Here is a 13,174-nt window from a genome sequence, read left to right as displayed (position 1 = left end):
TAGGAGGGCGCGCCTCAGCAGCCGCCGGCGACCGCCGGGAGGATGGTGACCGAGTCGCCGTCCTTGACCCGGGTGTCCAGCGCACCGGTGAAGCGCACGTCCTCGTCGTTGACGTAGACGTTGACGAAGCGGTGCAGCTTGCCCTCCTCGGTCACCAGGCGGCCCTTGAGGCCCGGGTGCTGGGCGTCGAGGTCGTCGACGAGCGCGCCGAGGGTGTCCCCGCTGCCCTCGACGGTCTTGCTGCCGCCGGTGTGGGTGCGCAGGATGGTCGGGATCCGGACCTCGATGGCCATGGTGTGCGGTTCTCCTCGGGAGGGGTCGGGGACGTGCGTCAGCGCTGCGGAGGACAGCGCGGGAGTGCTCTCGGTCGCGGGCAACGCCCGCTCGCCGCGGCGCATTCCGCGGCCGGCCCCGTCCAGGGCACCGCCCCGAGCCTGCGCGGGGTGGGGAGGACGGGGTCCTCGCTCAGTCGTAGACGACGGTCGTCGGCGAGTGGCCGAACAGGTAGGACTCGACGACCTCGACGTCCTCCTCGGTCACCTGGCCGTCGACGATCCGGAAGCTGCGGAACTCGACCTCGTCGCGGGCCAGGCCGGTCTGCCGGCCGTGGTGCCGGGTGGAGACGAGGACGTAGTGCGCGTTCGGCTCGGAGGCGTACGCGACGTCCGTCCGCGAGGGGTGGGCCTCGGTCGCGGTGTGCGAGTGGTAGACGACGACCGGTTCCTCGTCGCGGTCGTCCATGTCCCGGTACAGCCTGAGCAGGTCGGCCGAGTCGAACTCGTAGAACGTCGGCGACCGCGCGGCGTTGAGCATCGGGATGAACCGCTCGGGACGGTCGCTGCCCTCGGGGCCGGCGACGACGCCACAGGCCTCGTCCGGGTGGTCCTCCCGGGCGTGGGCCACGATGGCGTCGTAGGTCGCGCGGTCGATGCGCAGCACGGCACCCAGTCTAGGCGGCGCCGCGCGGCGGCCGGGACGACGGTCCGCACACGGGCCGGTCACCGGCAGGTCACCCACCGGATACGGTGCGGGACCGTGGTCCTCGAGCTGCTCATGGTCGCCGGCGTGGCCCTGTTCGCCCTGCCGTCGCTGTGGCTCGGCGTCCGGGGGCTGACCCGGCGCACCGGGCACTACAGCAGCGACGTCACCGCCGACCGGGTCTCGCTGGTCCTGCTCGTCGCCGTCCGCGCGCTCGTGCTGCTGCTGGTGCTGGTGCTCTCGGCGGTCGTGCTGGTCTCCGCCGTCGGGGCGGCGGTGCGCGACCTGGAGATGCCCAGCCTGGTGTCGGTGTTCTTCGTCCTCGACCTGCTGCTCGCGGTGCTGGTGGTGCTCACCTTCGGCCGGCGCGACCGGCGGCGACCGCGTCGACGAGCGACCCCTGCAGTGCGGTGAGCCAGTAGTAGACGGCCAGCTGCTGGCCCTCCTCGCCCGTCGGGTCGTCGGGCGGCTCGGTCTCCTCGGTGACGCCGATCCGCTCCCCCAGCGCCAGCCGCAGGTCGTTGGTGGTGCGCAGCCAGGCGCCGGCCTGCTCGCGGTCCAGGCGCACCACGCCGCCCCCGGCCGCGAGCGTGGCCCGGACGGCGGCGAGGTCGTCGGTCTTGCCGCTGCGCAGCGCCGCCTCGGTCAGCTCGCGGTAGTCGGCGGCCAGCTGCGGGTCGCTGCGGTGCCCGGCCGGCAGCAGCCGGTCGAGCACCGGGTCACCCTCGACGTCGGCGGGGTCGGCGGCCAGCAGCTGCTCGAGCTGGTCGAGCAGGAGGCCGAGGACGCCGGCCTCGGCGGGGTCCAGGCGGGCGACGACGTCGTCGCCCCTGCGGCGGAACGGTTTCACGAGTCCCGCTGGTAGGTGGCCCACAGGCCGTAGGCGTGCAGCCGGCTGGTGTCGTGCTCCATCCGCTCGCGCGGGCCCGAGCTGACGATCGCCCTGCCCTCGTGGTGCACCTGCAGCATCAGCTCGGTGGCCGTCGGCTCGTCGTAGCCGAACAGCTCCCGCAGCACGTGGGTCACGTAGGTCATGAGGTTCACCGGGTCGTTCCAGACGATGGTGACCCACGGCCGGTCGAGGTCGGCGGTCTCCTCGACCGTGGTCTCGGGTGTCCGCGTCGGCGCGAGGGGTCCGGCCACGTCACCACTCTAGGACGGCCCACCTAGGCTCCGGCCATGCCGACGGGTCCTGCCCTCCTCACCGACCGGTACGAGCTCACGATGGTCGCCGCCGCCCTCGCCGACGGCACCGCCGACCGCGACTGCGTGTTCGAGGTCTTCGCCCGGCGGCTGCCGCACGGCCGCCGCTACGGCGTCGTCGCCGGCACCGGCCGCCTGCTCGAGGCGCTGCCGGACTTCTGCTTCGGCGACGACGAGCTCGAGACGCTGCGCGCCCAGGGGCTCACCGACCCCCGGCTGCTCGACTGGCTGGCCGACTTCCGCTTCTCCGGCGACGTCGACGGCTACGCCGAGGGTGAGCTGTTCTTCCCCGGCTCGCCCGTGCTCACGGTGCGCGCGCCGTTCGCCGAGGGCGTGCTGCTGGAGACCCTGGTGCTCTCGGTGCTCAACCACGACAGCGCGATCGCCTCGGCCGCCGCGCGCATGGTCGGCGCGGCCTGCGAGCGGCCGTGCATCGAGATGGGCTCGCGGCGCACCCACGAGCAGGCCGCCGTCGCCGCGGCCCGCGCCGCCTCCCTGGTCGGGTTCGTGGCCAGCTCCAACCTGGAGGCCGGACGGCGTTACGGCGTCCCGACGACGGGCACCAGCGCGCACGCGTTCACCCTGCTGCACGACGACGAGACCGCCGCCTTCCGCGCGCAGGTCGAGGCGCTCGGCGCCGGCACCACCCTGCTGGTCGACACCTACGACGTCGTCCAGGGGATCCGCAACGCCGTCGCGGTGGCCGGGCCGGAGCTGGGCGCGATCCGGCTGGACTCCGGGGACCTGCCCACGCTGGCCACGCACGCCCGCGAGCTGCTGGACTCCCTCGGCGCGACCGGCACGCGGATCATCGTGACCAGCGACCTCGACGAGTTCGCCATCTCCGGGCTCATGGCCGCCCCGGTCGACGGCTACGGGGTGGGCACCTCGCTGGTCACCGGCTCGGGCGCCCCGACCGCCGGGATGGTCTACAAGCTGGTCGAGCGCGACGGGGTGCCGGTGGCCAAGCGCTCGGAGGGCAAGAACTCCGTCGGCGGCCGCAAGACCGCCGTCCGCCGGCACGACGCCGACGGGACGGCGACCGCCGAGGTGGTCACCAGCGGCCGGGTCGAGCCGCGGGACGGCGACCGGTCGCTGCTGGTCGACCTGGTGCGCGGCGGGCGGGTGGTCGACCCCGCCTCCCCGGCCGACGCGCTCGCCGCGGCGACGGCGCACCACCGCCGGGTGCGGGAGGCGCTGCCCCCCGAGGCATGGGCGCTCTCGCGCGGGGAACCGGTGCTGGAGACGGTGACCGAGTGAGGACCGGAGGGCCGCGATGACCCGCGCACTGCTGGTGGTCGACGTCCAGAACGACTTCTGCGAGGGGGGCAGCCTGGCGGTGTCCGGCGGCGCGGCCGTGGCGGCGGCGATCAGCGCGCACGTCCGTGACGCGGCCGGGGAGTACGCGCACGTCGTCGCCACCCGGGACCACCACGTCGACCCCGGCGGCCACTTCGCCGAGCAGCCGGACTTCCTGGAGACGTGGCCGGCACACTGCGTCGTCGGCACCGGCGGGGCGCAGCTGCACCCCGCGCTGGACCGCGAGCCGCTCGAGGCCGTCTTCGACAAGGGCGAGTACGCGGCGGCCTACTCGGGCTTCGAGGGGCGCGCCGACGGGACGCCGCTGGCCGACTGGCTGCGCGAGCGCGGGGTGGACGCCGTCGACGTCGTGGGCATCGCCACCGACCACTGCGTGCGGGCCACCGCGCTCGACGCCGTCGCCGAGGGTTTCGCGACCCGCGTGCTGCTGCACCTCACCGCCGGGGTCGCGGAGGCCTCCACCGACGCCGCCCTCGACCAGCTGCGCACCGCCGGCGTCGAGCTGGCGGGACGGGTGCACCGCGCCGGCTGACCTGCCGATGCCGCAGCGTCACAGCGCGTCGAGGACCTCGTCCCTCGTGAACCCGAGGACCTGCAGGACGGCGTCGAGGTAGGGCTGGTTGAGCGCGGTGTGGGCCTGCTCGCGCACCACCGGCTTGGCGTTGAAGGCGATGCCCAGGCCGGCCGCGTTGAGCATGTCGAGGTCGTTGGCGCCGTCGCCGACGGCCACCGTCTGCTCCAGCGGGATGCCGTGCTCGGCGGCGAAGCGGGCCAGCGCCCGGGCCTTGCCGGCGCGGTCGACGATCTCGCCCACCAGGCCGCCGGTGAGCCGGCCGCCGGCCACCTCGAGGGTGTTGGCCGCCGCGAAGTCCAGGCCCAGGGAGACGGCGAGCGGGTCGGTGATCTGGGTGAAGCCGCCGCTGACGATGCCGCAGCGGAAGCCCAGCCGCTGCAGCGTCCGGATGAGCGTGCGGGCGCCCGGGGTCAGCTCCAGGTGCTCGCGGACCTCGTCGAGGACCTCGACCGGCAGCCCCGCCAGGGTGCGCACCCGGGCGCGCAGCGACTCGGCGAAGTCCAGCTCGCCGTTCATCGCGGCCGCGGTGATGCGGGCGACCTCGGCGGCGCGGCCGGCGCGGGCGGCCAGTTCGTCGATGACCTCGCCGCGGACGAGGGTCGAGTCGACGTCGAGGACGATCAGCCGCTTGCTGCGCCGGGCCAGCCCCACCTGCTCGACGGCGATGTCGGCTCCGCCGGCGGCGGCGACGGCGGCCAGCGCGGTGCGCAGCTCGGTGGCCTCGGCACCGGAGACGGTCAGCTCCAGGCTGGTGACCGGGTAGTCCGACAGCCGGCGGATCGCGTCGATGTTGCCGCCGACCCCCGCGATGGCCGTGGCGGCTCCCGCGACGGCCGCGGGCGGCACGGGGCGGCCGAGCAGGATGACGTGGTGCGGGCGGCCCGTGCGGGCGCTGTCCGGGCCCGGGCCGGAGGCCGACTCGACCTCCACCCGGACCCCGGTGGCCTCGGCGACCCCGGCTCCCAGGCGGGCCAGCCCGGAGAGGAAGACGGCCTCGTCGACCGGCCCGTCGGCCGGCAGGGCGGCCAGGACGACGCCGAGCACCAGGTGGCCGTGCACGACGACCTGCTCGACGTCGACCACCTCGACCGGCGCCAGGCCCTCGGCGCCCTCGGCGCCCTCGGCCAGCGCACCGAAGAGCCGGGCGGTCACGCCGGGCCGGTCCGCGCCGGTGACCGTCAGGAGCGCGCGGGGCCCCTCGAGCATGGACTGGGGAGGTGTGCGGGGAGCGGGGTCGAGCGGCACGGCCGTCATCGTGCCCCACCGTCCGGCCCGCCTCCCGGGGCGGTCCGGACGCGGCGACGCCCCGCCGGCCGGGGCCGACGGGGCGTCGCTGGTGCGATCAGAACGGATCGGGGTCGTTGGGACCCTGACGGGGACCGGAGTCGCCGGCCAGCTCGCTGACACCGCCGTAGGGCTCGTGCCGCTTGCCGACGTGCGCCTCGCGCTGGAGCCGCTCGATGAGGTGGGGGTAGTGCGCCTCGAAGGCCGGGCGCTCCGACCGGATCCGCGGGATCTCGGTGAAGTTGTGCCGCGGCGGCGGGGACGACGTCGCCCACTCCAGCGAGTTGCCGTGACCCCAGGGGTCGTCGCGCAGCGCGAGCCGGCCGTACTTCCACGACTTGGCCACGTTGTAGAGGAACGGGATCGTCGAGGCGCCGAGGACGAACGACCCGATCGTCGAGACCACGTGCAGCGTGGTGAAGCCGTCGGTGGGCAGGTAGTCGACGTACCGGCGCGGCATGCCCTGGGTGCCCAGCCAGTGCTGGACCAGGAACGTCGCGTGGAAGCCGAGGAAGGTCAGCCAGAAGTGCAGCTTGCCCAGCCGCTCGTCCATCATCCGGCCGGCCATCTTCGGGAACCAGAAGTAGATGCCGGCGTAGGCGGCGAACACCACGGTGCCGAAGACGACGTAGTGGAAGTGGGCGACGACGAAGTAGCTGTCGTTGACGTGCCAGTCCAGCGGCGGGCTGGCCAGCAGCACACCGGTCAGCCCACCCAGGAGGAAGGTGACCAGGAAGCCGATCGAGAACAGCATCGGCGTCTCGAAGGTGAGCTGCCCGCGCCACATCGTGCCGATCCAGTTGAAGAACTTGATGCCGGTCGGCACGGCGATGAGGTAGGTCAGGAAGGCGAAGAACGGCAGCAGCACGGCGCCGGTCGCGTACATGTGGTGCGCCCACACGGTCAGCGAGAGGCCACCGATGAGCAGCGTCGCGGCGACCATGCCCTTGTAGCCGAACAGCGGCTTGCGGGAGAACACCGGGATGACCTCGGTGATGATGCCGAAGAACGGCAGCGCGATGATGTAGACCTCGGGGTGGCCGAAGAACCAGAACAGGTGCTGCCACAGCATCGGCCCGCCGTTCTCGTCGGAGAAGACGAGGGCGCCGAGGTTGCGGTCGGCCAGCATCCCCAGCAGCGCCGCGGTGAGGATCGGGAACGCGAGCAGCACCAGCAGGCTGGTGACCAGCGTGTTCCAGGTGAAGATCGGCATCCGGAACAGGGTCATGCCCGGCGCCCGCAGGCAGACGATCGTGGCGGTGAAGTTGACCGCGCCGAGGATGGTGCCCAGACCGCTGACCGCCAGACCGGCGAACCACATGTTGACGCCGACGCCGGGGGTGTGCACGACGTCGGAGAGCGGGGCGTAGGCGTACCAGCCGAAGTCGGCGGCCCCGCCCGGGGTGAGGAAGCTCGAGATGACGATCGCGCTGCCGAAGAAGAACAGCCAGAACGAGAAGGCGTTCAGCCGCGGGAAGGCGACGTCGGGCGCACCGATCTGCAGCGGCATGATCAGGTTCGAGAACGCGAAGAACAGCGGCGTCGCGAACATCAGCAGCATGACGGTGCCGTGCATCGTGACCAGCTGGTTGTACTGCTCCGGCGAGAGGAACTGCAGCCCCGGCTGCCCCAGTTCGCCGCGGATCAGCATGGCCATGAAGCCGCCGATGACGAAGTAGGCGAACGACGTGGCCATGTACATCAGGCCGATGGTCTTGTGGTCCGTGGTCCGCAGCAGGTTCGACAGCTGGGAGCCCCGCTGGACCTCGCGAGCCGGGCTCGGCCGGCTCACGATCGGTGCAGGCGCGATCGTCACGAGCCGCAGCTTAGACCGTGTCCGGCGGGGCCGTCCGGCCCGACCGGGAGGGCACGCCGCGACACGGAGCGTGCACCCTGGCGCGCCCGCAGGTCACATCATGATCACGATGGTTTCCGCCCTGCTCAGGAGGGGAACAGGACCGTCCGGCGCTGGAGATCCCAGGCCCCGGCCACCTCGGCCACATGCTCAGGAGGTCCACCGTGGAGATCCTCTGGAACATCATCGTGCTGATCGTCGTCGGCGCGATCGCCGGCTTCATCGCACGCGCCGTCGTCCCGGGCAAGCAGTCCATGAGCGTCGGCATGACGATCGTGCTCGGGATCATCGGTTCCCTCGTCGGGAACCTGCTCGGCAGCCTGCTCAGCGGACGCGGCTTCGAGCTCGGCACCGCCGGGATCATCGGCTCGATCATCGGCGCGATCGTCGTGCTGCTCGTGTACGTCTTCGCCACCCGTGGACGGTCCCGCGGCACCCGCGTCTGACCCGGCACCCGGCCCTCCCCGCGCCATGGGGGACGGCGGGGAGCCCGACAGCGGTCCCAGGAGGGGCCCGGCCACCCGGCCGGGCCCCTCCTGGCGTGTCGGGCCGGGTCAGACCGTCCAGGTGGTGACGTCCACGGCGAGGGTCACCGGCACCTGCGCCGGCAGCCGGGCCACCGCGGCGGCCAGCTGCTCCGGCGCGAGGTGCCGCGCGTGCGGCCCCATCCCGACGACCGCGGTGACGGCGCGCCGGTCGAGCACCAGGGTCTCGCGGTGCCGCACTCCCCCGGCCGGTGCCAGGTGCGGCTCGAGCGCCGCGGCCAGCCGCTCCGCCTTGTCCGGGTCGACCCGCAGCAGGCCCAGCGGCCCGACCAGCTCGGCGAGGTGGTCGGGCGCGGGGGTGGCCACCACCAGCCGGCCGCCGGGGCGCAGCACCCGCGCGGTCTCGGGGCCGTTGCGGGGGGCGAAGACCACCGTCACCCGGTCGACGGCGGCGTCGCGGACCGGCAGCCGGGCCCAGGTGTCGGCGACGACGGCCAGCGCCCGGGGCGAGGCCCCGGCCGCCCGCCGGGCCGCGTAGCGCGACGAGTCCAGCACCACGCCGACCGCGCCGGGCAACCGGTCGAGGACACCGGCCAGGTGGTGCCCGGTGCCGCCGCCGAGGTCCAGGACGCCGTCCACCGGCCCCTCTCCCGCGGCGACCGCGTCGGCCAGCACCCGGGTCAGCCCGGCGTAGGTGCCGGCGGCAAGCACCTCGGCCCGGTCGGCCACCATCGCCGCGGTGTCGCCCGACGGCGGCGTGTGCCCCGGCGGCAGCAGTGTGACGTGACCCTGCCGGGCGCGGTCGAACGAGTGCCCGGCGGCACAGCGCAGGCCGGCGTCGCCGGGCAGGGCTGCCAGGGGCTGCCGGCACACCGGGCAGGCGAGCAGCGCCACCGCCCGCTCGGGCCAGGGGCGCCGGGCGCTCACGGCCGGCCCGCGCTCACGGCCGGCCCGCGGGCGCGGCCACCGGCGGCTGCGCCGGCGGGGGCGGGGCCTCGGCCGCGCGCCCCGGGACGACCGGCACGGCGACGAGCGCGGCGGCCGCCCCGACGGCGAAGGCGGCCGGGTAGCCCGGGCCGGCCTCGACCAGCAGCGCGGCCAGCGGCACGGTCAGCGCGGCGGCCAGGTTCTGCGCGGTGTTGTGCGCGCCGAGCGCCCGCCCGGCCCAGGCGCTGCCGGCCTGCTCGGCCACCGAGGTGAACGCCACGCCGTTGGGGCTGACCGTGGCCACCGCGGCGAGCGCCACCGCCGCGGCCGCCACGGCGGGGCCCAGGACGTCCGGCGTCAGGGCGGCGACGAGCGCCAGGACACCGACGGCGACGGCCACGGCGACCGCGACCCGGCGCAGGGGACCCAGCCGGCTGCCCGCCCGGTCGGACCACACGCCCGCGCCGAGGCGCGCCGCCACGCCGCCGACCTGGGTGACCGCGAGCAGCGTGCCGGCGGCCGCGACCGCCCAGCCCGCGTCGTGCACCAGCCAGTCGAAGGCCAGCCCGGCGACGGCGAACTGCGGCACCACCAGCAGCGTGCTGGCCGCGTGCACCCGCCAGAGCACCGGTCCGCGGTACGGCGAGGCGGGGCGCGGGGCGCCGTCGGCACGGAGCGGGCGCGCCGGGTCGCGCACGAGCAGCGCCACGAGCACGGCGGTGGCCCCGCAGCCGGCCGCCAGCAGCGCGAACGCCCCGCCCGGGCCGTCGCCGGCCAGCCGCGGGAGGAGCAGGGCGGCGAGCCCGACGCCCAGCGGCTGCCCCGCCTGCCGGATGCCCATCGCCAGCCCCCGCTGCGCCGGCGGGAACCAGCCGAGCACCAGCCGGCCGCTGGCCGCGTGCACCGAGCCGCTGCCCGCGCCCGCGAGCAGGAGCCACAGACCGGTGGGCAGCGCGGCGTCGGCGAGCGCGGCGCCGGTGAGCCCGCCGGCGGCGATCGCCAGGCCGCAGGAGAGCACGAGGCGCTCGCCGTGGCGGTCGGCCAGGGCGCCCCAGAGCAGCAGGGTCAGCACGAGGCCGGCGGTGGGGGCGCTGACCAGCAGCCCGGCCTGCGGCAGGCTCAGCCCCTCCTCGCGCAGCGCGACGGTGAGGAACGGCAGGCCGTTCTGGGCCGCGCAGGCGGCGACCAGGCCGGTGAGCCCGACGGCGAGGTACCGCCAGCGGGCGGCCGGTGGGGCCTGCGACCCGGTCACCGCGCGGCCGTCACGGCCGGGGCCCGCGCGGCACCGGGTGGAAGGTCACCTCGAACAGCGCGCCGTCGGCGGCGACGGCGGTCACGAACGTGCCGTGCGGCTGACGGCGGCGGTCGGTGGGCGAGCCGGGGTTGAGCAACCGCAGGCCGGTCCCGGCGGTGGTGTCCCAGGGGATGTGGCTGTGCCCGAAGAAGAGGACGTCGGTGTCGGGGAAGCGGGCGGCGCAGCGGCGCTCGCGCCCCTTCGCGTCGCCGGTCTCGTGCACGACGGCGATCCGCAGCCCCTCGACGTCGGCCCGCGCCACCTCGGGGAGCCGCTCGCGCAGCGCCCCGTGGTCGTTGTTGCCGTGGACGGCGAGCAGCCGGCGGGCCCGCGCCTCGAGCGCGTCGAGCAGCGAGACGTCCACCCAGTCGCCGGCGTGCACCACGAGGTCGGCGGCGTCGACGGCCGCCCACAGCGCATGAGGTAGGTCACGTGCGCGCCGGGGCAGGTGCGTGTCGGCCATCACGACCAGCGAAACGGGCACGGGGTCATGGTTGCAGAGGGTTACCTTGCAGGTTCGGCCGACGAACTCGGTCCCCTCCCCCGCACGACCCTGAGGACCTCATGACCCACGCCTCCACCCCTGCCGCCGGTCCGGAGACCACGGCGACAGAGCCCTACGAGAAGCGCTGGCTGGCGCTCGGCGTCATCGCGATGACCGTGCTGCTGGTCATCCTCGACGCCACGATCGTCAACATCGCGCTGCCCGCCGTGTCGACCGACCTGGGGATCACCGCGGCGTCCCAGCAGTGGATCGTGACCGCGTACACGCTGACCTTCGGCGGCTTCCTGCTGCTCGGCGGGCGCATCGCCGACTACTGGGGCCGCAAGCGGACCTACCTGGTCGGTGCGGTCGGCTTCGCCGTCGCCTCGGCGCTCGGCGGCATCGCCCAGAACGAGGCGATGCTGTTCGCCGCCCGCGCCCTGCAGGGCGTCTTCGGCGCCCTGCTGGCCCCGGCGTCCCTGGCGCTGCTGACCGTGCTGTTCACCGACCCGAGGGAGCGCGCCAAGGCCTTCGGCGTCTACGGCGCCATCGCCGGCGGCGGCTCGGCGGTCGGCCTGCTGCTCGGCGGCGTGCTCACCGAGTACGCCGACTGGCGCTGGTGCTTCTGGGTCAACCTGCCGGTGGCGCTGCTCGCCGTCGTCCTGGCGATCCCGATCGTCCCGGAGAGCAAGGCCCCCGGGGACACCCGCTACGACATCCCCGGCGCCGTGCTGATCACGCTCGGCCTGGCCTCGATCGTCTACGGCTTCACCCGGGTGGCCGAGGCCTCGCAGACCAACGCCGCGGAGGCCGCGGCGGCCAACGCCCGGGCGGCGGCGCAGGGCGACCCGACCCTGGTGACGCCGGACAGCGGCTGGACCGACGGTGCGGCGTGGCTGTTCATCGTCGCCGGGCTGGTGCTGGTGGCGCTGTTCGTCCTGCTGGAGCTGCGCACCCGCAACCCGCTGCTGCCGATGCGGATCGTCCTCGACCGCAACCGCGGCGGGGCCTACCTGACCTCGACGCTGGTCGGCGCCGGCCTGATCGGGGCGTTCTTCTTCCTGAGCCTGTACTTCCAGCAGGTGCTCGGCTACGAGCCGGTCGTGGCCGGCCTCGCCTCGCTGCCGACGACGCTGGGCGTCTTCGTCTCGGCCGGTGCGGCCAGCGCGCTGGTGCCGCGGGTGGGCCCGAAGCCGCTCATGGTCCTCGGCGGGCTGCTGGCGGCCGCGGGGCTGTTCACGTTGTCCTTCGTCGGCGTCGACACCGGCTTCTGGGCGCTGCCCTTCCCGGGCCAGCTGCTGCTCGGCCTGGGCCTCGGCTTCACCTTCGTGCCGCTGTCCAACCTGGCGCTCGTGGGCGCCGGGGAGCACGACGCCGGTGCGGCCAGCGCGATGCTCAACGCCACCCAGCAGGTCGGCGCCTCGATCGGCACCGCGGTCCTGGCCTCGCTGTCGGTGGGCGCCATCAGCACCTACACCGCCGACGTCCTGACCTCCGGGGCCGACCCGCAGGACCCGGCGGTCGGCCTGGCCGCGCAGGTCGAGGGCTACACCACCGCCTTCACCTGGGCGGCCGGCCTGCTGGTCCTGGGCGCCGTCGCGGCGGCGGTGCTGGTCAAGGCGACCAAGCAGGACCTGCCGGCGGGCGACGCCCCCGTCCACGTGGGGTGAGCCGGGGGCGACGACCCGGGAGTCAGCCCCCGGTGCGGCCCGCCATGTCGCGGAGGCGGGCGTTGTAGGCCTCGAGCTCGGCGTCGTCGGTGCGCTCGGCGACGCGGGTGATCCGCTGGCCGCGGCGCTCCTCCGAGCCCATCCACGAGAACAGCACGACGGCGAGGACCAGCACCGTCGGCAGCTCGCCGAAGGACCAGGCGATGCTGCCGGCGGTGTTCTGGTCGGCCAGCGGGTCGACGCCCCAGGCGGCCGGCGGGTCGGCGAAGGTCCGCACCACCAGCGACGACGACATCATGATCGCGACGCCGAAGAAGGCGTGGAACGGCATCGGGACCAGCAGCTCGAGCATCCGGCCGCCGTGGCCCACCTGCCGCGGCCACGGGTCCTGGGCGAGGATCGGCCCGAAGAAGAGCAGCCCGGTGACGGTGAAGTGGGCGAGCATGAACTGGTGCCCGACCGGGTCGCCCATCAGGGCGTCGAAGACGGGCGTGAAGTAGACGCCGTAGAGGCTGACCAGGAACAGCGGCAGCGTGAACAGCGGGTGGGAGACGAAGCGCGCGACCCGGCTGTGCAGCGCGTCGAGCAGCAGCGCGCGCGGCACCCCGGCCACACCCCTCCCCCGCGGCAGCGCCCGCAGCGCCAGCGTCACCGGCCGGCCCATCAGGAGCAGCAGCGGCGCCACCATCGACAGCACCATGTGCTGCGACATGTGCACGCTGAACAGCACCATGCTGTAGCCGTTCAGCCAGGTGCCGGTGACGGCGAACAGCGCGAGGCACCCGGCGGCCCACGACGCCGCCCGCCACCACGGCCAGGCCACGCCCGAGCGGCGCAGCCGGACCGTGCCGACCAGGTAGGCGGCCAGGCCGAGCAGGGCGAGCACCGGCAGGACCGACCAGGCGTCGAGGTGCGGCAGGAACAGCCGCCCCCACGTGGGTGGCTCGTCGGGCACCCACATGCCCGAGTGGTGCCCGTGCTCCACCTGCGCCTCCAGCCCGATCGGTCGTCCGCTCCCACTGTCCCACCTGGTGACGAGATGGAACGGCCACCCTTCAGGGCCCCGCGCCGAGCGTGCGAGGCGTGGGGGGGAGGGTGGT

At 74.7% G+C, this 13,174-nt stretch carries 15 protein-coding genes; 5 read left to right on the top strand and 10 right to left on the bottom strand.

Features of this window, described 5'->3' with window-relative positions; genetic code table 11:
• Nucleotides 1-14 precede the first annotated feature (14 nt).
• Together JOD57_RS18450 and JOD57_RS18445 are read right to left on the bottom strand one after the other, a co-directional pair.
• On the bottom strand, nt 15-293 hold the full coding sequence (locus tag JOD57_RS18450) for a ubiquitin-like small modifier protein 1 (protein ID WP_204693356.1): 279 nt from the start codon (nt 291-293) through the stop codon (nt 15-17).
• Nucleotides 294-465: 172 nt separating this feature from the next.
• Nucleotides 466-939, bottom strand: coding sequence for a M67 family metallopeptidase (locus JOD57_RS18445; protein ID WP_204693355.1), 474 nt, complete (start codon nt 937-939; stop codon nt 466-468).
• A 96-nt stretch (nt 940-1,035) separates the two neighbouring features.
• Here JOD57_RS18445 and JOD57_RS18440 point away from each other — a divergent pair, with 96 nt between their 5' ends.
• Nucleotides 1,036-1,392 (top strand): hypothetical protein, encoded by a 357-nt coding sequence (locus JOD57_RS18440; RefSeq protein WP_204693354.1) that lies wholly within the window; start codon nt 1,036-1,038, stop codon nt 1,390-1,392.
• Here JOD57_RS18440 and JOD57_RS18435 read toward each other — a convergent pair.
• Both JOD57_RS18435 and clpS read right to left on the bottom strand, forming a co-directional pair.
• Nucleotides 1,331-1,828 (bottom strand): DUF2017 family protein, encoded by a 498-nt coding sequence (locus JOD57_RS18435; protein WP_204693353.1) that lies wholly within the window; start codon nt 1,826-1,828, stop codon nt 1,331-1,333. The genes JOD57_RS18440 and JOD57_RS18435 overlap by 62 nt on opposite strands.
• Entirely contained in the window at nt 1,825-2,121 is a 297-nt protein-coding gene (gene clpS, locus JOD57_RS25630; protein ID WP_204693352.1) for an ATP-dependent Clp protease adapter ClpS, read from the bottom strand. Before clpS ends, JOD57_RS18435 begins: the two co-directional genes overlap by 4 nt.
• A 36-nt stretch (nt 2,122-2,157) precedes the next feature.
• Between clpS and JOD57_RS18425 the strand changes: the two genes are divergently transcribed.
• Together JOD57_RS18425 and JOD57_RS18420 are read left to right on the top strand one after the other, a co-directional pair.
• The gene (locus JOD57_RS18425; protein ID WP_204693351.1) at nt 2,158-3,441 is read left to right on the top strand and encodes a nicotinate phosphoribosyltransferase; all 1,284 of its coding nucleotides are present in this window, start codon (nt 2,158-2,160) and stop codon (nt 3,439-3,441) included.
• A 16-nt stretch (nt 3,442-3,457) separates the two neighbouring features.
• Entirely contained in the window at nt 3,458-4,033 is a 576-nt protein-coding gene (locus tag JOD57_RS18420) for an isochorismatase family protein (RefSeq protein ID WP_204693350.1), read from the top strand.
• Between the two features lie 18 nt (nt 4,034-4,051).
• Here JOD57_RS18420 and serB read toward each other — a convergent pair whose 3' ends face one another.
• A complete protein-coding gene (gene serB / locus JOD57_RS18415) occupies nt 4,052-5,329 on the bottom strand; it encodes a phosphoserine phosphatase SerB (protein WP_239568610.1) in 1,278 nt (425 codons plus the stop codon).
• 88 nt (nt 5,330-5,417) lie between these two features.
• Nucleotides 5,418-7,175, bottom strand: coding sequence for an aa3-type cytochrome oxidase subunit I (gene ctaD, locus JOD57_RS18410; protein ID WP_204693349.1), 1,758 nt, complete (start codon nt 7,173-7,175; stop codon nt 5,418-5,420).
• Nucleotides 7,176-7,378: 203 nt separating this feature from the next.
• Between ctaD and JOD57_RS18405 the strand changes: the two genes are divergently transcribed.
• Nucleotides 7,379-7,660 (top strand): GlsB/YeaQ/YmgE family stress response membrane protein, encoded by a 282-nt coding sequence (locus JOD57_RS18405; protein WP_307824781.1) that lies wholly within the window; start codon nt 7,379-7,381, stop codon nt 7,658-7,660.
• Nucleotides 7,661-7,768: 108 nt separating this feature from the next.
• On the opposite strand, the gene JOD57_RS18400 is transcribed toward JOD57_RS18405, so the two are convergent.
• From JOD57_RS18400 to JOD57_RS18390, 3 genes are read right to left on the bottom strand one after another with little or no spacing between them, the layout of a single operon-like run.
• A complete protein-coding gene (locus JOD57_RS18400; RefSeq protein ID WP_307824780.1) occupies nt 7,769-8,626 on the bottom strand; it encodes a putative RNA methyltransferase in 858 nt (285 codons plus the stop codon).
• 13 nt (nt 8,627-8,639) lie between these two features.
• Nucleotides 8,640-9,878, bottom strand: a complete 1,239-nt coding sequence (locus tag JOD57_RS18395; RefSeq protein ID WP_204693348.1) for an MFS transporter — start codon at nt 9,876-9,878, stop codon at nt 8,640-8,642.
• A gap of 10 nt (nt 9,879-9,888) precedes the next feature.
• Nucleotides 9,889-10,404: a metallophosphoesterase family protein gene (locus JOD57_RS18390; protein WP_204693347.1), complete on the bottom strand. Its 516-nt coding sequence runs from the start codon at nt 10,402-10,404 to the stop codon at nt 9,889-9,891.
• 80 nt (nt 10,405-10,484) lie between these two features.
• Between JOD57_RS18390 and JOD57_RS18385 the strand changes: the two genes are divergently transcribed.
• On the top strand, nt 10,485-12,074 hold the full coding sequence (locus JOD57_RS18385) for an MFS transporter (protein ID WP_204693346.1): 1,590 nt from the start codon (nt 10,485-10,487) through the stop codon (nt 12,072-12,074).
• 22 nt (nt 12,075-12,096) lie between these two features.
• Here the strand turns inward: JOD57_RS18385 and JOD57_RS18380 are convergent, their stop codons facing one another.
• Nucleotides 12,097-13,059 (bottom strand): cytochrome c oxidase assembly protein, encoded by a 963-nt coding sequence (locus tag JOD57_RS18380; RefSeq protein ID WP_204693345.1) that lies wholly within the window; start codon nt 13,057-13,059, stop codon nt 12,097-12,099.
• Nucleotides 13,060-13,174: the final 115 nt, after the last annotated feature.

Source organism: Geodermatophilus bullaregiensis (genome assembly GCF_016907675.1).
In the GTDB taxonomy this organism is placed as follows: Bacteria; Actinomycetota; Actinomycetes; order Mycobacteriales; family Geodermatophilaceae; genus Geodermatophilus; species Geodermatophilus bullaregiensis.
This window is presented reverse-complemented; position numbering and strand designations above follow the sequence as displayed.

Bases quoted from the DNA above. Each gene is read 5' to 3' on its own strand.
- JOD57_RS18425 (WP_204693351.1), top strand. From the start codon at position 2,158: ATGCCGACGGGTCCTGCCCTCCTCACCGACCGGTACGAGCTCACGATG.
- serB (WP_239568610.1), bottom strand. From the start codon at position 5,329: ATGACGGCCGTGCCGCTCGACCCCGCTCCCCGCACACCTCCCCAGTCC.
- JOD57_RS18385 (WP_204693346.1), top strand. From the start codon at position 10,485: ATGACCCACGCCTCCACCCCTGCCGCCGGTCCGGAGACCACGGCGACA.
- JOD57_RS18420 (WP_204693350.1), top strand. From the start codon at position 3,458: ATGACCCGCGCACTGCTGGTGGTCGACGTCCAGAACGACTTCTGCGAG.
- JOD57_RS18450 (WP_204693356.1), bottom strand. From the start codon at position 293: ATGGCCATCGAGGTCCGGATCCCGACCATCCTGCGCACCCACACCGGC.